This window comes from Paenibacillus sp. 2TAF8 (genome assembly GCF_052114825.1).
GTDB lineage: Bacteria > Bacillota > Bacilli > Paenibacillales > Paenibacillaceae > Paenibacillus.
The window spans coordinates 158,706-175,793 of sequence record NZ_JBFRFN010000004.1 but is presented as its reverse complement, the minus strand read 5'-3'; the positions used below and the strand labels follow the sequence as shown (position 1 = coordinate 175,793).

17 protein-coding genes are annotated in these 17,088 nt (G+C 45.8%); 13 read left to right on the top strand and 4 right to left on the bottom strand.

Annotated features, from left to right (window positions below; all coding sequences use genetic code 11):
• The first annotated feature begins 193 nt into the window (after window positions 1-193).
• The gene (locus AB4Z30_RS08070) at window positions 194-550 is read left to right on the top strand and encodes a nucleotide excision repair endonuclease (protein WP_441925368.1); all 357 of its coding nucleotides are present in this window, start codon (window positions 194-196) and stop codon (window positions 548-550) included.
• Window positions 551-799: 249 nt separating this feature from the next.
• Window positions 800-1,546: a Bax inhibitor-1/YccA family protein gene (locus AB4Z30_RS08065; RefSeq protein ID WP_441925366.1), complete on the top strand. Its 747-nt coding sequence runs from the start codon at window positions 800-802 to the stop codon at window positions 1,544-1,546.
• 288 nt (window positions 1,547-1,834) lie between these two features.
• On the opposite strand, the gene AB4Z30_RS08060 is transcribed toward AB4Z30_RS08065, so the two are convergent.
• Window positions 1,835-2,665 (bottom strand): 4'-phosphopantetheinyl transferase family protein, encoded by an 831-nt coding sequence (locus AB4Z30_RS08060; RefSeq protein WP_441925058.1) that lies wholly within the window; start codon window positions 2,663-2,665, stop codon window positions 1,835-1,837.
• An 82-nt stretch (window positions 2,666-2,747) separates the two neighbouring features.
• Entirely contained in the window at window positions 2,748-3,620 is an 873-nt protein-coding gene (locus tag AB4Z30_RS08055; protein ID WP_441925056.1) for an arylamine N-acetyltransferase family protein, read from the bottom strand.
• Between the two features lie 281 nt (window positions 3,621-3,901).
• Here AB4Z30_RS08055 and greA point away from each other — a divergent pair, with 281 nt between their 5' ends.
• The 3 genes from greA to rlmN all read left to right on the top strand — a co-directional run bounded on the left by greA (window position 3,902) and on the right by rlmN (window position 7,298).
• Window positions 3,902-4,378: a transcription elongation factor GreA gene (greA, locus tag AB4Z30_RS08050; RefSeq protein ID WP_441925054.1), complete on the top strand. Its 477-nt coding sequence runs from the start codon at window positions 3,902-3,904 to the stop codon at window positions 4,376-4,378.
• A gap of 289 nt (window positions 4,379-4,667) precedes the next feature.
• The gene (locus AB4Z30_RS08045) at window positions 4,668-6,023 is read left to right on the top strand and encodes a sodium-dependent transporter (protein WP_441925052.1); all 1,356 of its coding nucleotides are present in this window, start codon (window positions 4,668-4,670) and stop codon (window positions 6,021-6,023) included.
• 153 nt (window positions 6,024-6,176) lie between these two features.
• Window positions 6,177-7,298, top strand: coding sequence for a 23S rRNA (adenine(2503)-C(2))-methyltransferase RlmN (gene rlmN, locus AB4Z30_RS08040; protein ID WP_441925050.1), 1,122 nt, complete (start codon window positions 6,177-6,179; stop codon window positions 7,296-7,298).
• A 220-nt stretch (window positions 7,299-7,518) separates the two neighbouring features.
• On the opposite strand, the gene AB4Z30_RS08035 is transcribed toward rlmN, so the two are convergent.
• Window positions 7,519-7,959: a GNAT family N-acetyltransferase gene (locus AB4Z30_RS08035; protein ID WP_441925048.1), complete on the bottom strand. Its 441-nt coding sequence runs from the start codon at window positions 7,957-7,959 to the stop codon at window positions 7,519-7,521.
• A gap of 244 nt (window positions 7,960-8,203) precedes the next feature.
• On the opposite strand from AB4Z30_RS08035, the gene AB4Z30_RS08030 reads away from it, so the two are divergent.
• The 5 genes from AB4Z30_RS08030 to AB4Z30_RS08010 all read left to right on the top strand — a co-directional run bounded on the left by AB4Z30_RS08030 (window position 8,204) and on the right by AB4Z30_RS08010 (window position 12,200).
• Window positions 8,204-8,644, top strand: coding sequence for a MarR family winged helix-turn-helix transcriptional regulator (locus tag AB4Z30_RS08030; protein WP_441925364.1), 441 nt, complete (start codon window positions 8,204-8,206; stop codon window positions 8,642-8,644).
• Window positions 8,645-8,735: 91 nt separating this feature from the next.
• On the top strand, window positions 8,736-9,848 hold the full coding sequence (locus tag AB4Z30_RS08025; protein ID WP_441925046.1) for a glycosyl hydrolase: 1,113 nt from the start codon (window positions 8,736-8,738) through the stop codon (window positions 9,846-9,848).
• 26 nt (window positions 9,849-9,874) lie between these two features.
• Window positions 9,875-10,750 carry a diguanylate cyclase domain-containing protein gene (locus AB4Z30_RS08020; RefSeq protein WP_441925044.1) on the top strand — a complete coding sequence of 292 codons (876 nt, stop codon included), beginning with the start codon at window positions 9,875-9,877 and terminating at the stop codon, window positions 10,748-10,750.
• Window positions 10,751-10,768: 18 nt separating this feature from the next.
• Window positions 10,769-10,912 carry a hypothetical protein gene (locus AB4Z30_RS08015; RefSeq protein WP_167375743.1) on the top strand — a complete coding sequence of 48 codons (144 nt, stop codon included), beginning with the start codon at window positions 10,769-10,771 and terminating at the stop codon, window positions 10,910-10,912.
• Window positions 10,905-12,200: a glycosyltransferase family 2 protein gene (locus tag AB4Z30_RS08010; RefSeq protein ID WP_441925041.1), complete on the top strand. Its 1,296-nt coding sequence runs from the start codon at window positions 10,905-10,907 to the stop codon at window positions 12,198-12,200. The genes AB4Z30_RS08015 and AB4Z30_RS08010 overlap by 8 nt, the downstream gene beginning before the upstream one ends.
• A 176-nt stretch (window positions 12,201-12,376) precedes the next feature.
• Here AB4Z30_RS08010 and AB4Z30_RS08005 read toward each other — a convergent pair whose 3' ends face one another.
• Window positions 12,377-13,168, bottom strand: a complete 792-nt coding sequence (locus AB4Z30_RS08005) for an ABC transporter ATP-binding protein (RefSeq protein ID WP_441925362.1) — start codon at window positions 13,166-13,168, stop codon at window positions 12,377-12,379.
• Between the two features lie 411 nt (window positions 13,169-13,579).
• On the opposite strand from AB4Z30_RS08005, the gene AB4Z30_RS08000 reads away from it, so the two are divergent.
• The 3 genes from AB4Z30_RS08000 to AB4Z30_RS07990 all read left to right on the top strand — a co-directional run bounded on the left by AB4Z30_RS08000 (window position 13,580) and on the right by AB4Z30_RS07990 (window position 17,088).
• On the top strand, window positions 13,580-14,500 hold the full coding sequence (locus tag AB4Z30_RS08000) for an ABC transporter permease (protein ID WP_441925039.1): 921 nt from the start codon (window positions 13,580-13,582) through the stop codon (window positions 14,498-14,500).
• Window positions 14,501-14,529: 29 nt separating this feature from the next.
• Window positions 14,530-15,411 (top strand): carbohydrate ABC transporter permease, encoded by an 882-nt coding sequence (locus AB4Z30_RS07995; protein ID WP_090921438.1) that lies wholly within the window; start codon window positions 14,530-14,532, stop codon window positions 15,409-15,411.
• Between the two features lie 81 nt (window positions 15,412-15,492).
• Window positions 15,493-17,088: an extracellular solute-binding protein gene (locus AB4Z30_RS07990; protein ID WP_090921452.1), complete on the top strand. Its 1,596-nt coding sequence runs from the start codon at window positions 15,493-15,495 to the stop codon at window positions 17,086-17,088.

Here is a 17,088-nt window from a genome sequence, read left to right as displayed (position 1 = left end):
ATGTGTCTTAGTGCCCAGAATCTTCCTCATACCCCTATAGTACCACTTTGAATCAGGGAAGTTAACCTTTTTTTTGAAATATTTGTCGCAAAAGCGAAAATTCCGTGAATTGTACTTCTTTTAACTCAAAATGGTGTCGGATTATGATATGTGTTAGGATGAACTTCTATAGAATATTGAGGAAGTGAAAATGATGATTCAAATTACTGTTCCAACTCCGGATGTGACCATTACAAAGCAGGTAAATCCACAGTTAAGCCACATTTACGGATTTACTGATTTTCACCTGATTACGCGGGAACAAGGCGGGATTTTCATGTTTTATAATAGTGATGGTGAGTTGTTATTTGTCGGGAAAGCGCGAAAATTAAGACCGCGAATCAAAAAGCATTTTGAAGATACGGTATCCCCGATGAAAGATCACCGCGAGGAAGTAACAACGATTGAAGTGTGCCTAGTAGAAGACCCGGTAGATCGTGAAATTTACGAAACCTATATCATCAACACGATGCGTGCGAAGTATAATGTTGATAAGGTGTTGTATAAGTAACTAGGTAGCGAATTTACAGAGATGTAAAGCAAAAAATGCAAGCACAATGTCGGGAGATATCAGGACATATGTCCTAGATAATTGTGTAGATGTGCAGGGTGCGGTCTTTGCATCGCATCCGGTTCCATTTAATAAGCAAAATTAGTTCCACATAGTTTGTGAAGAGGCTGAAGAAATCAAATTGTTAAGGAAGTAGCACTAGGCAAGGGCTTTACAGATTTATCAAATACATAAGAAGAGGTGATTGTGTTGATCGGTCGTAGCGGTAACCCTACACTTAAAGACAGCACGTTTGAGAACAGAGGGTATGAAGAGGATCGCTACCAGAATTACATGACGATTAACGGCACGGTGAACAAAGCATTCATCACGTTGATTATTCTGCTGGGTAGTGCATTTGCAACCTGGATGATGTTCTTTAAAGGACAAGAAGTGATGCCGCTTGCTTATGGCGGATTGATTGTCGGTTTTATTTTGGCATTGATTATCTCGTTTAAACCTGTGGTATCTCCTTACCTCGTTCCGATCTATGCGGTAGCGGAGGGCATGTTCCTGGGAGCACTTTCAGCAAGTTATGAGTCCTTGTATAACGGAATTACTCTGCAAGCAGCTTTGCTGACTATGGCGGTATTCGTTGCTCTGTTAACGGCGTATAAAACGAGACTGATCAAAGCAACAGAGAACTTTAAGCTGGGTGTGGTGGCAGCAACGGGTGGCATCATGATTATGTATTTGCTCAGCTTTGTGCTCGGCCTATTTGGCATCACGGTTCCATATCTACATGAAAATAGTCTGATTGGTATTGGCATCTCTGTTGTGATTGTCATTGTTGCTGCTCTTAATCTCGTATTGGATTTTGACTTTATTGAAGGCGGCGCGGATCAGGGAGCGCCCAAGTATATGGAATGGTACGGAGCTTTTGGATTGATGGTAACGCTGGTATGGCTGTACATCGAGATACTTCGCCTCCTTAGCAAATTGCGGAGCCGGGACTAAAGCAAGTTAGGCATAATACAAAAAATATATCTTTAAGTAACTCAGTGGTTTGTACTTTTTGAATCATAAAAAGCCCCGGCGTATGTAAATGCTCGGGGCTTTAATCGTTTCAACATATGGATATGTGCTACATCTATACAGTTAAAATTGATGTTACTAAAAATATAAAGCTACTTTTAAGGTTTCTATGCAACTCTCGCGATAATTTGGTTGCTCTCCAGAACGGCTCTGACAACCTTTTTTTAAGAATAAAAAAGCGAGGTCGGGTCTTTAAACCCATCCTCGCTTTCAACGATTAATCAAGTCATTATAGAGCTGCTCCAGCGTGACCGTTTGCGGCTCACTTGGCAGTTCATCGCCAGCAGAGCAAGCGGCCAGCATGTGCTGAGAATCAAGTGACTGGCTGTAGAAATGATGATGCGTGAGTTGGTTGTTTAGAGCATTCGGATGTTTAACATCATCAACATTTGGTTTTTTCGGACTTTTCGAGTCGTGCAGATCTCTCGCCTGTTGGTCTTCTTGCTTCAATTGGATTTTGTAATCATCTTGTCTACAACGCCAAATCAGCCCACATTCGAGACCTTGTTCCTGCATAATTGGAAGAATAGCAAAGGCGCTCAGTGGCATGGACAAGCCCATGCCTATAGCTTTAATGTAACTCTCCTTTAGCGTCCACAGACGATAAAAGGTATTTAACTGTTGATCGACAGGCTGTGTTGCCAGATACGTATTCTCTTGTGGCGAGAAGAAACGCTCCGCGATCTGCAGGTCGATCGGACTTATTTTTTCCACATCTACACCGAGTTCGTCTGTCCCTCCGGAGATTAGAGCAACCCAGTCCCCGGAGTGAGAGACATTAAATGGCCTGTCAGGGTATTGAGCGAGGCAGGGTTTACCATAGATGTTGCGGGAAAAGGAAAGCTTGTCTGCCCCTATTCCAGTTAATTCGCTTAAAGTTACACGGGTCAGCACTTCACCTAGTACTGACCGATAGGCATCCGCTTGATGTATAAAACGAGAAGCCTGTGCCCGGCGTTCCTCAGATACGGATGCCAGAAAAACATCCCAATATACTTCGGGTATCACAGAGGGTACTTGCAGTACTTGTATAGTTATCATTATTTATCACCTGACGTTGTATTCGGCACGGATGACAGGCTTTCCTCTATATTTTTCCTTATCTCGCGTTTTCCCCAGTGGATCAGTTTAGTTGTGTTTTTTTCCATTCTTCATGCGCAATCTGTATTCGATCCCACATCTCTCGGCGTTCTTGTTCCGTATAATTCACCAACGGTTCATAGAATTGCTTAGCCAGTACGTCTTTCCATTCGTTATAGGTTTGAATCTCCGTTTTACTTATGCCTTCAATTCCATGCGTGCGAAGCATACATCCCCTGAGCTCATAGCTGTGGCCTGCATCCCTTTGACGGAGCAAAAATGCATTATGCCAAGGTGAATCAACGGATTGACTGTAAAATTCATGCTTTGGATTAAACTCTTCCAGAGTTGTGAGTTCTTCGGGATCATAGTCCACTCCCTTACTTGGTCCGTTAGGCTCGTATTCAAGCCTCCAACCACCGGGGACAACGGAAGAAGACATTAATGTATAAGTGAACGGCGCAGGTCCATAGGCTCCGTAACGAAGAGGGATCGGTTCAAAAGGCATGCCGCCCAGACCCACATCCACAATCCAACGTTCCACAGTCGGATCCTCATCCGGCAAAGAGACGGACAGTCCGAGATGGAACGAGTTCACACGTGGCTGCTCTCCATGGGGCTGAACGCCCGCGCGGTGCCAATGCACCTTGTATCCCAGCGACTGGAGCAAAACACTGAAGGCACCATTCAGATGGAAACAGTAACCGCTGCGTCCTTGAAGGATGAGTCCGACTGATTCCTGAAGATCGATGCCTGCGGGTCGGCCAGCAAAGATATCGACCGTTTGCCAAGATAAATGGTGGATATGTGCCTGCTGAACTTCGGAAAGGAATTCCAAAGTAGGGTTCTTGATTTTATTAATGCCTATTCGTTTCAGATAGGCGTGTATTTCAGATGGAGTCAATGTAATATTCATCTCGATCACCTCTTGTCATATCGTGGGCTGCATGTGGAATTTCTTGAAAGCTGCTACCCTGAATTCATTGTAAAAGCGAACGTCTGAAATGCACACCTGTGTTTAGTCTAATTGTACCGGTACAGTTGGTATGGTAATAAAATGTATAGAGGATATATGGTTTATAGTACATACATATTTCGACAAGTGAGAGTTTGGTTTCTTTTTCCGGGGTATGTTAACCGTTCGGAGTGGAAATAGGTTAGAATATAGATAGATAGCAGGATTAGGAGATGGAAAACATGGCTAATGATGAAGTGATTTTGACACAGGAAGGCTTGGAAAAGCTGGAGGAAGAACTGAAGGAACTGAAAACGGTGAAACGCAAGGAACTGGCAGAACGTTTGAAGCTTGCGATCAGTTACGGGGACCTGAAGGAGAACAGTGAGTATCATTCAGCCAAAGATGATCAGGCATTTATGGAGACCCGCATTCTGATTCTCGAGAAAATGCTGACTAAAGCGAGAGTAATCAACTCTGACAATATTGACTCTAACAAGGTGAGCATTGGTTCCACAGTGTTGTTGAACGACCTTGAGTTTGCCGAAAAGATTGAATATCAACTGGTGGGTCCAGCAGAAGCGGATGTATCCAACAACAAAATTTCCTACGAGAGTCCACTGGGCAAAGAGTTGATGGGCAAAGAAGTGGGCAGTGTGATCCATGTCAATGCTCCGATGGGTGTAATCAAATACGAATTGCTTGAAATTAAAGTATAGACAGCATCGAACGAAGGCGAAGCGCATATGTAGAGTGGCGAACTACACTCTATATGCAGCACAATAGAATTTTTATTAAAGAGATGCTCCAGAAGCCGTGCCATTGGCTGTCTGGATCGTCTCTTTTTTATGCTTTATAAGTAAGTGCATGGTTAAGTCATATCCAATTGACCCATACTGGAATTAGCCCTCAATATGGTGATTTTCGACAAATTTTGATTTTTGAATGACCTGACAAGCGGAGTAGTATATAATTACGGGAAAACTTTAAAGTGATGGAGTAGATACAATGAATTTGAGTAAGTCTGATCTGGACCCAAACAACGCTGGCAAAGGGGAACGTTTCTCGCGTGCCGGTTTTATTTTGGCGGCCATCGGTAGTTCAGTTGGTCTCGGTAACATGTGGAAATTTCCTTATATCACGGGTGAAAATGGGGGGGCAGCTTTTTTCCTGCTCTTTATTGTCTGTCTTTTGCTGATCGGTCTGCCTGTGCTGCTTGCCGAGCTGGCTATTGGACGAAGTGGACGGGGGAGCGCGGCAACTGCATTTATTAAAGCAGGTGGACACAAAGGATGGTTAGCAGCTGGTTTACTGCAAGTATTAACGCCGTTTATCATTCTGTCCTTCTACGTCATCATTGCGGGTTGGACATTGCAATATGCCGTAACTTCGTTTAGTGGCACATTGTTTAACAATCCGGATTATGGCGCACAATTCGACAGTTTTGTCGGYGGTTATATGCCGATTGTATGGCAACTGGTTTCTGTCCTGATCACAGGCTGGATTGTTGCGAAGGGTGTATCGAACGGAATTGAGAAGTTTAACAAAATTCTGATCCCAGCTATGCTGGTTCTGTTAATTGTACTGATGATACGTGCTGTTACACTGCCGGGATCAGGTGCCGGGGTATCCTTTTTCTTGAATCCGGACTTCTCTCAGCTCACAACGGAGTCGGCACTGGTTGCGCTTGGACATGCCTTCTTCTCGCTGTCGCTTGGTATGGGTATTCTCGTAACGTATGGTTCGTATGTGGATAAAAGCCAGTCCCTTGGTGCAGCAACGGTAGCAGTAGGTGCAGGTGACTTGCTCTATGCCTTTATCGCGGGTCTGATTATCTTCCCTACGACCTTCTCGTTTGGTATCGCGCCTGACCAGGGGCCATCCCTGATCTTCATTGCGCTGCCAGCAGCATTCTCGGCGATGCCGATGGGATTCCTGTTTGCTGGATTATTCTTTGTGTTGCTGGCGATTGCAGCATTGACATCAGCGGTTTCACTGCTGGAGGTACCTGTAAAATACTTCATGGAGCGTCTTTCCTGGAGTCGTAACCGTGCCGTATGGAGCATCTCTCTCGCTGTCTTTATCGTAGGGCTGCCTTCCGTACTGTCGCTCGGACTGTTTCCGGAGTGGAAGATTGGATCGAAGAGTGTGTTCGACTGGATGGACTTTATGGCGTCCAACATTCTCTTGCCTGTAGGTGGATTGTTAGTTACGATCTTTGCGGGGTACTTTTGGAAAACGGCTGCTGAGGCAGCTGGTCTAAGCTCCGGTTGGTTCCGCATCTGGCTCTTTATGCTTCGTTATGTTGCACCTATTCTGGTTCTGCTCGTTCTGCTGCATACGTCTGGCATTATTCACTTCTAGGCTGCCTGCGCAGATTTACCAAGCATAAAACCTCTTGGAAGAAATGCAAAAGGCCTTGTGTTCCCTTGTTAATTTTGGGACAATACAGAGTAGAGGTTTTTTGGGTAAGACGACCGATGAGCCATATGCTTTTTGCGAAAAGAGGTTTATACCATGATTAAATCATCCATTTATGGATTAACATTAGAGCAATTACGTGCCTGGCTGCCCGAGCATGGGCAGAAGAAATCCCGTGCTTCCCGCATTTGGGAGTGGTTATACCAAGAGCGAGTCCATGATTTTGGTGGCATGTCCGATGTTCGTCAGGAATGTTTGGATGTACTTACTGAGCACTTTACGATGAATTCACTGAGTGAACATGTGAAGCAGGAGTCGGCAGACGGCACGGTGAAATTTCTGCTCCGACTGCAGGACGGCAACTTGATCGAGACTGTGCTAATGCGGCAAAAGTACGGTTTGACCGTCTGTGTAACCACACAAGTTGGATGTAATATCGGCTGCAGTTTCTGTGCCAGCGGGCTGATCAAGAAAAGCCGTGATCTCTCCGCTGGAGAGATTGTAGAACAGATCATGCATGTACAGCGGCATCTGGATGCAGCGGGTCAAGGCGAGCGTGTCACAAACGTTGTAGTGATGGGCATTGGCGAACCGTTTGATAACTTCGAGCATATGAGCAATTTTATCGAAGTGGTCAAGGATCGCAAAGGGCTAGCTCTCGCTGCCAAGCGAATCACGGTGTCCACAAGCGGATTGCCGGATAAAATCAAGGAATTTGCAGACAGCAGTCTGCAGGTAAACCTTGCGATTTCGCTTCATGCGCCGAATAACGCTCTGCGTACACACATCATGAAGATCAACCGTGCTTTTCCGATTGAACAATTGATGGATGCGGTAGATTATTATCTGGATAAAACAAACAAACGTATTATGTTTGAATACATTCTGCTTCGGGATGTGAACGATCAGCGCGAACATGCTGCGGAATTGGCTGAACTGTTGTCCAGTCGCAAGAGCATGGTCAGCGTGAATCTGATTCCATATAATCCGGTGGATGAGCATAGCCAGTATCAGCGTAGTACGGAGGAGTCCATCTTGGGTTTCTATGATACGTTGAAAAAGAACAACATCAACTCTACCGTACGGATGGAGCATGGGTCGGATATCGATGCCGCCTGCGGGCAATTACGCAGCAAACAGATGAAAAATAGCGCGGAAGCCAAAGCAGACGAGCAACCACTTGCGAAACCAGATGCAAGCCGTTTGGCGATGGGATAAGGTACGCAACCCATAACGTAGCGTAGCGCAGCTCATAAAATGCGCATGGGGGACAGGGTCACGGTTGGGCTAATGTTTTCTTGCCTAAGTTGTAAAGTGTGCCCGAGTCGAATGAAAACAATAAACGCCTTTATCTAATCACGGAAAAAGTGAAGATAGAGGCGTTATTTGCGTTACAGGCTAATTTTAAGTTGGGAGCCAATTCGGCCTAAGTAGTAAGCTATATTAGGTTTTTCGTCATCAGCAGATGGGGGATGCCATCCTCCATGAATACATCTGACGCAGGAGCATAACCAAGACGTTCATAGAAGCCGGAGGCTTGGACCTGAGCGTGCAGCTTGGCCTTCTGCAGTCCGTCCTTTATAGCCATTTCCTCCAGTTTGCTGATTAATACACGGCCAAGGCCGTGCTTACGGTAATCCAGCATCACACAGATACGCTCCAGTTTGGCAACTTGCTCCACGATGCGCAGTCTGGAAGAGGCGGCAGGTACACCCTCCACATAGAGCAAGATATGGCGTGCTTCCGTGCCTAGCGTATCAAATGCATCAAACTCATCAGATGCAGGTACGCCTTGCTCCTCTACAAAAATGGCCATACGAATGGCAAAGCATGCATCGAGCAGTTCTTGGGTGTTCGCTTCAACAATAGTTATATTCATGAATTCGTTCTCCTTTGTATGCTTGGAATTAAATATCGGAATGGAATAGAAAGTGATACACTAAACTAGTGTAGTTATATCATTAATTATGTTGCGAATGCAACAATTTTATAGGGATGTGAACTCTGTGAATGAACCTAAAGAACCCAACGAGCTGAGCGGAGTGCATAAGACACATGAACCACACGGAGCGTGTGAGACGTATGAACAAAACGAAGCAAGAGAGGTGCTACGTGAAATTGGCATGATTGCTCGCTGTCTGGATTCCATCAGCAATGTGGAGTTCCAGCATCTGAACCTGTCTCGTGGACAATATTTGTATTTGTATCGCATCTGTGAGAACCCTGGCATCATTCCGAATCAACTGGCTGAACTGATCAAGGTGGATCGTACAACAGCAGCCCGAGCAATTAGCAAGCTGGAATCAGACGGTTTTATTGTCAAACAGCCAGCATTGGGTAATAAGAAGAATAAGGTACTCTATCCAACAGACGCAGGGCTTGAAGCATGGGAGTTTATTCGCAAAGAAGGTGTACATTCGGATCAGGTAACGCTGAACGGCCTGTCAGAGGAAGAGATCCAAACTGCAATACAACTGCTGAGAAAAATGAGACACAATATTGAGGTGGATTGGAAATTTGTTAAAAAGGGCGGCCGTCGCCCATACATGGATAACCATGAATAAGCGCACACTTTGGATAAGGCCATCTTCATTCACCAGAAGTATCAGAAATGGCTTGGTTACCCCGTCATATATTCCCGTCAGGAGGAATGGTGTGAAGTTTATTTTTCGGAACCAGCGGTCATGGTACATACTACTTCTGATTGTTGCATCTGTAGCGATCCTGTTGCTATGGAGGGAGCGGTTTATGATGGAAAAGGTATCGCCTACGGCCGCCTTTGTTGAAGAACATATGACCAATGCGAATGGCACGCTTGCAACTTATCTGCAGGATGCACCTTCCGAGAGAGCGGACATCGTTGCAGGGCGAGAGGCATTGTCGGAATCAGTGGGGCTGTGGATGCAATATGCTTTGGCGAGTGATAACGAGATGTTGTTCGAGCAGGCTTACAAGCAGCTCCAGACGTATTATGTGATTAGACCCGACATCTATATTGCTTGGAAGCTCGATCCGCAGGGGAAAGCCCATGTGGGAACCAACGCGCTGGGTGACGATCTGCGAATTATGGGAGCACTGCTGCAAGCAGCAGATCGATGGGAACAGGGTAGGGCAGATAAGCTGGCGACAGCATCGGCTCTCTCTCGAACATTAACTCAGCGAACAGAGAAGCAGGGGTACATGGTTGATTTTTATGATTTCAAAAGCGGACATTCCACGGATACGTTGAGTCTGGTCTATGTGGATTTGCTCGCCTTGCAAGCGATGAGGGATCACAAGATGCTGGAGAAGAAGGCCTATGCCAGGTACGAAGATGTATTGCATAAAATGCCAGACGATGGATTATTCTATCCGAAGAGGATCGATGTAAACACCAAAGCTTATACCTATGATGATAAGATCAACCTGATTGATCAGCTCATCGTGGCGAATCACGTCATGGAGACAGAGCGCAGACCGGACAAGCTGATTGCTTTTCTGAAAAAAGAGTTCCACGCCCGGGGCAAGCTCCCCGGTCAGTATGACCGTATAACACGAACTCCCGCTGTAGAATACGAATCCGCATCCGTCTATGGCTTGGCCATCTTGCTTGCGGTTCGTTCAGAAGATTCAGCTTGGGCGAAGCAATTGTATAAACATATGATTACCTTCAGAGGGCGGGACACACGTTATCCGGGTGGTTATGTATTTGAAGGAAACACGCATCTGTTTGATAATTTGTTCCCGTTGTTGGGTGAAACATATTTGTATCATTTTCTTAAAAAGTAATTTTCTCAGCATAAAGAAGGAGGACTATGAGAAATATCGCACCTACCAGGCGTCTAGCCTGGGGTTATGCAATCTTGATTAGTCTCGCCATCGTACAGCAGTTCTTTGTATATCTCCACTTGTATATGGATCAAAGCTATACCAAGCTGGATGTTGTATTTAGCACAGTATCACTAGGGGCGCTAGCCGCGGGCCTGTTGCTTCCTGTTGGTGTAACCGTTGTGTTGATATTTGTTTATGCGGTCACTTATTTTGTGTGGCTCGTGACTTTCGCAGAACCGAATGCGCTCGCGTTTTCCTGGTGGCTGCTGATTCCGGCGAATACGGCAATTGCAGCACTGATTAAGAGAAGACTTGTGAGAAGTGCACGGGTGATTGAACGTCTGGAACAGATGAAGGATCGTAATCCGGAGATTGATCTGGATACGACACTGGGCAATAAGGAAGCATTTGAAGATACATTAATCAAACAGAGCAACCTTGCTCGCCGTTATTCGGATTGTTATGGGTTCAGCATCGTGATGTTTAAGATTGAGTTTCTGCCGCTTGTGCTGGAATCACTCGGTTCAGTGAGGTATTCACAATTTTTGCTTGAAATCTCACAGTCTATTCAGAAACAAATTCGATTTGAGGATCACAAATTTTTTGTAGACCGCGGCCGATTTGTCATTTTGTGCCCAATGGTCAATGTGGATTATCTGCCGATGCTAACCCGGAGGATCAAAAAAGGCATTATGGATTTGGATGTGCTGGATAGAAAGGGGAACCAACTCCAGACCATTATCAAATCAGGCGCACTGGTGTTTCAGAAGGAACAATTCAGTAAGTATGATAATCTTGAAGCTGTACTTGCTGCATTAGAACGAAATACGGAAACGGATTTAATCGGGGAATATATCTAACAGGAAGGAGCGAGGCTGATGGATTATATGTCCTGGTTCATCCCGATCTGTATTGCTGTCAGTTGTATTTTTGTGGTGTTTACGATTGGATTAACAATTGCAACGCTGCGATTTCGCTCCAGGGTGATTCGAAGGTATGATCGGAGGAAAACGGATGGCTGATTTCATTCTGATCTTGTCGATATTCAGTATCTGGATTGCTGTATTCGAATCCATCGTCATTATGGCCGGGGCCATTCGTTTTATACACAAGCAGGAGAAGAAGGGCATCCAGATTCCAGAAAATATGGATCATTACCCGACCGTCACGGTTATGGTACCTGCTCATAACGAAGGTCTGGTTATTGTGGCAACAGTAGAGCATATATTGCGTCTGAACTATCCGAAGGATAAGGTGCAGGTGATTGTCATTGCGGATAATTGTACGGATGATACTGCGGATCGGCTAAAATCATTTCTCGCACAGACCAGTTATGTGCACCGTAACGTCACCGTGCTAGAACGTAAAGGGACGGGTGGCAAATCCGGTGCATTGAACGATGGGCTGGAGATGGCTACAGGGGATTGGATCTGCATATTCGATGCAGACGCTGCGCCGGAGAGGAATTCACTCATGTTTCTCGCGCAAAAATCGTTGGAAAACCCGGAGCAGTATGGTGTCGTGTTTGGGCGGAACAAAGCGCGTAACCGGGGGCAAAACTTCCTCTCCAAATGCATTAATCTCGAAATAATTACGTCTCAGCGTGTCTACCACACCGGGCTGTGGGAGCTGTTCAAGCTGGGGACCATACCGGGTACGAATTATATTATCAAAAGCAAGCTTATCCGTGAAATCGGAGGCTGGGATGTGACCGCTATTACGGAAGATACGGCGTTGTCGTTTGAGATTATGAACCGTGGCCAGTTGGTTGCTCTTGCCCCGCAAGCGGAGGCGTATCAGCAGGAGCCGGAAAAGCTTGGTGTATACATGAAACAGCGGGAGCGCTGGGCCAAGGGGAACTACCAGGTCGTGCTGGACAACATTCATAATCTGTTTAACCGTTCCAGCTGGCGCAACAAGTTGCTTGTTCTCTACTACGCAGTCAGTTACTTATGGTTCATGCTGGCCATTATTGTGTCGGATATCATCTTTGTGGTCAACCTCGTTTACCAGGTTATCGCGATATTTAAACCGGAGGTCAGTTCTCCCTTCCAGTTTGCCGGGGACGCATACGTCTACCTGGTTATTGGCTGGGCGCTGATGTACTTTATCTATGTGCTGCAGATCAATCTGGCACTGGCAGCCGATATCGGGCAGAGCAACACCCGCAACTTTATCTATGCTTGCGTATCGTATTTCACGTATGCACAGCTCTTCATTCTGATCTCAATCCGCGCCTTTTACAATCTGTTGATGGACAAGATCCGCAAACGGGAGAGCAAATGGTACAAAACGGAGCGATTTGGTTAGTGCGTAGAAGTGAAGTTATACTCAGATTGGCGAAAGTTCTACACAGAAAACCGTGGATAACACAAGATATAGGAGTGAAAAGCCCAAAAACTATCCACATGTGGATAAGTCTTTGGGCTTTGTCTGTATTTTTGCTCTCCTTTGTTCTGTGTTTTGTATCTTCAATAATGTTGTTTCTAACCCTTAGTTGTCGCTGCTCGTACATAAACTCGTTCACCATGCTGATCTACTTCTACTGGGGCTTCAAAGAATTCACTTAATACACCCCGTGTCATGAGATCAGTGGTTAATCCACTCCCGAAAACTTCACCCCGGCGCAGCAGAAGGCTATGTTGGAAAACAGGCAGGATTTCCTCGGTATGGTGCGTAACGTAGATCAGCGAAGGGGTGTCGGCACGCTCCGTCAGTTCACGGATACTGTCCAGCAGACGTTCTCTGGAGAATAGATCGAGACCATTACAGGGCTCGTCCAGAATAAGCAGCTGCGGATTCGCCATCAGGGCGCGGGCAATGAGAAGTTTCTGCTTCTCCCCCTGGGAGCAGGTACGGTATTCGCGGTCCCACAGATGCTGGCAGCCTAGCGTCTCCATCCAGTGTCTGGCCTGTTTCAGATCTTCGTCCGCAAGTTTGTCATACAAGCCGATCGTGGCATGTTTCCCGCTAATCACGACATATTGTGTGCGGTCGGAAGCGTGCAGTTTCTCCTGCAAGGAGGAACTTACCCAGCCAATGGACTTCCGAAGCTCTCTCAGGTCTACATGGCCATATTCATGGCCGAGTACCGAAATGCTACCTTCCGTAGGCCACAGGTAGCCGGTGATCATATTGAGGAGCGTTGTTTTGCCGGAGCCGTTCAGGCCAAGCAACGCCCAGTGTTCGCCTTTGTTTACACGCCAGCTGACATCATGCAGCAGGGTGAGATGTTCTCTTTTCCAAGTGACATGCCGTACATCAATGATCATTCTCAGCTTCCTCTCTTCCGTGACCCAATGGAGTTAAATCTCATTTTGATTGGATATCTCCATTGTAGGCACAGAATTCGGTCAGATTCAATGTTGAATTCCGGACGGAGTGGACAACCTTAAATATTTTATTGTTGCTAAACATGAAAGACTCTGCTAAGATGAGAAAAAGTTTATGAAAGCGTATACATTTAAACTAAAATTACAACGTTGTAATTATGGGGGCGGCAAGTGCTGAACAGACTTAACTGAGGTTCGAGAAAGAGTGTATCAACCCACTATTCCTTGTAAATAAGAGATATAGTATAGGTTATTACCAAATTGGAAATTGGATCAACAACAGATGAATCGGTAAAGTGAATATTTTTTTTATTAAAAAATTCAAACGTTGTAATTATGAAATGAAGGGGAGTGTTTATGTTGAAAAAACGCATGTCCACGCTGTTCAGTCTGATCCGGCGGGATAAGTATTTGCTGCTAATGTTCTCACCAATCTTTCTGTATTATCTCATCTTCATGTATCTGCCGATGCCAGGTATACTGCTTGCATTCCGTAATTTTATACCCGGTCAAGGCATGTTCAGCGGCGAGTGGGTGGGTCTACGCTGGTTTGAGCAGTTCGTCAACTCGATTTACTTCTGGCGGCTGTTGCGTAATACTTTTTTACTGGCCTTTCTGCCGCTCTTATTCGGTTTCTCCATCCCCATTCTATTTGCAGTATGCATCGTAGAGATTAAGAACCGAACCTTTAAACGCTTCGCGCAAACCGTAACCTATCTTCCTCACTTTATCTCCACCGTTGTGGTGGCCGGCATTATTATCAACTTCCTATCACCAACAGATGGTATTATCAACACCCTGATCGCAAAACTCGGTATGGAAAAAATAAACTTCATGATGGATGCCAGCTGGTTCCGCACCATCTTCACAAGTTCAGACATCTGGCAGAGCTTTGGTTTTAGCTCCATCATCTACATCGCAGCCATTATGGGCATTGATCCCGAGATGTATGACTCCGGCAAAATCGATGGCGTGAACAAATTCCAGGAATTGTGGCATCTAACTCTGCCAAGCATCAAACCAACCATTGTTATTCTGTTGCTACTGTCGCTCGGCGGAATTATGAGCGTAGGCTTCGAGAAAGTATACCTGCTCTATAACGGAGCCACCTATGAAACGGCAGATGTACTGTCCACTTATGTATACCGTATGGGGATTGAGGGTCAGAACTATGGCTTCGCTACAGCTATTGGACTATTTAACTCGATCATCACCTTTGTCCTTGTTTTTGCAGCTAATACCTTGACTCGACGCCTGACCAAAATGTCACTCTGGTAAGACACACACTGATCCAAAGGAGAGCCTGTATGCAAAAATCGAGAAGTGACCGATTATTCTATGTCTTCGTCTACCTGCTGACCATTCTGGCGGTTGTAGTCACCTTATATCCATTCCTTTACGTGGTAAGCATATCTTTCAGTTCGGTGGATGCCATCGATAAACAAAAAGTGGTGCTCTGGCCTGTAGGGTTTACACTCTCAGGATATAAGATGGTGCTTCAGTATAAGGAACTGTGGGTTTCCTTCTATAACACGGTCTGGTATACCGTTGTGGGTACGCTACTGAACATTGTAGCAACATGCCTGGCCGCATTTCCCTTGTCGAGACAGCAGTTTTTTCTACGGCGCAAGCTGAACTTTTTTATCGCTTTCACCATGTATTTTTCAGGTGGACTCATTCCGGTCTACATGCTGATTACATCGCTCGGTCTGTACAATACCCGCTGGGTGATGGTGCTGCCTGTACTGGTAATCACATTTAACGTGATGATCTGCCGCTCGGCCTTTGAAGGCATTCCGAATGAAATCTTTGAAAGCGCAAGCATCGATGGAGCCAATGAGATGACGATGCTGTACCGCCTGGCTGTGCCGATTATCAAGCCTACACTAGCCGTACTGACACTGTACTACGCCGTATTCCATTGGAACAATTTTTTCTCGGCCCTGTTATATCTGGGGAAACAGGATATGCAGCCGCTACAGATGTTCCTGCGAAGGGTGCTGATCATGGCTTCGCCAGAGGTTATGCAGAAGATGGGTGGTACGATGACATCCGGCGCACTGGCGGTTTCATCGCTGCAAGTTCGTTATGTATCTATTGTGGTCAGCATTTTGCCGATCGTAATGATCTACCCGTTTATCCAACGGTACTTCGTTAAGGGTATTACTCTCGGAGCCGTGAAAGGATAGATTGCATTACCAAGCACCACGGTCATTCAAGCAAGTCATTCAAGGGAGTTCAAAAGGGTTCATACCAAGGAGGAATGATGGATGAAAGTCAAAGGGGCAGGAAGAAAAAGTGTAATTGCAGCGATACTTGCGATCAGTTTGGCGGGTTGCAGCGGGGGAACAGGTGCAGGAACCGATGCAGGGAAAACACCTGAGAGCACAGAAAAAGCCTTCAATTATACCGGCGCTGGGCCGGTAACGGATCAACCGGATGCCAAACTGTCTGTCTTGGCAACCAATGCATGGACCACGAACGTGGACTTATCAACGGCAGCCATCGTTAAGAAAATTGAGAGTAATGCAGGTGTAAAAGTGGATTGGGATCTGATCCCTCCTCAGAACTATGCGGATGCTGTGAATCCAAGACTGGCTGCGGGTACAGGACTACCGGATATTGTGTACCTGCCGGATCAGGATCAATTAATGAAGTACATTAACAGCGGTCTGTTCATTCCAATCAATGATCTGGTAGAGAAATATGGCGTTAATCTCAAAAAAATATATGAAAAGTCGCCATCAGTGAAAGCCAGTTTAACTACGCCAGATGGTAAAATGTATTATGTTCCCCAGCAGACGCTGACGCGTAACTACATGCCTGTATTCATGGTGAATGAACGTTGGCTCAAAAAGCTGGGATTATCTGAGCCAACCACGCTGGATGAGTTCACAGCCATGCTGCGCAAATTTAAGACAGATGACCCGAACGGCAACGGCAAAGCCGATGAGATTCCATTGTCCATGGAATCAAAGTTTATCCCTATGGCCTTCGGTCCAGCCTTTGGACTTGATCTATCGAACAATTTCTATGCAGATGATCAAGGCAAAGTGCACTTCAGCTATTATGAGCCTGCTTACAAGGAATACCTGACTTACTTGAATGGTCTGTACAAGGAAGGTCTGCTTGGAGTGGACTATGCTAGTACCACAAGTGATCAGGTTACTTCACGGATCTCGCAAGACGTAACCGGAGCGACGTTTAATTTCAGTTGGTATATGTCGATGGTGTACAGCCCACTCTTCAAGGATTACAAGCCGGAAGAGCCCATCATCAAAGGCATTCTGCCATTAAAAGGGCCGCACGGAGATCAATTCTACATCGGACGTACACCGGTTAGTGGTATCTTCGGTATCAGTAAGGATAGCAAAAATCCGGAACTGGCTTTCCGTTTCCTGGATTATGCAGTGAGTGACGAAGCACAGACATATTACACTTGGGGCATCAAGGATGATACGTATACAGAAGAGAATGGCGTGAAGAAATTCACGGATAAAGGTAAAGACAATGAATATATCCAAAAGCTCGGAATTGGCCCAGTTAACTTGCCAAACATCCAGTCTACGGATTCAGCGGATTCGATCGTTGCACCATGGCATGCGAAGCTGGACAAAGAATTAGAGAAATATGTGCGTGAGCCGTTCCCGTTTGTGTATGCTTTGCCGGATGAAGCGAGCGTAGAGAGCATGTCCATGCCTGACATCACCACGTATGTGGAAGAGATGAACTTCAAGTTTATTAGTGGTGATGCAAGTCTCGATCAGTTCGACAAGTACATCGAGACACTAAAAAGCATGAATGTTGAACAGGTGATCGCAGGCAGACAAGCACAATACGATCGCTATAAAGCTGCACAGAAATAA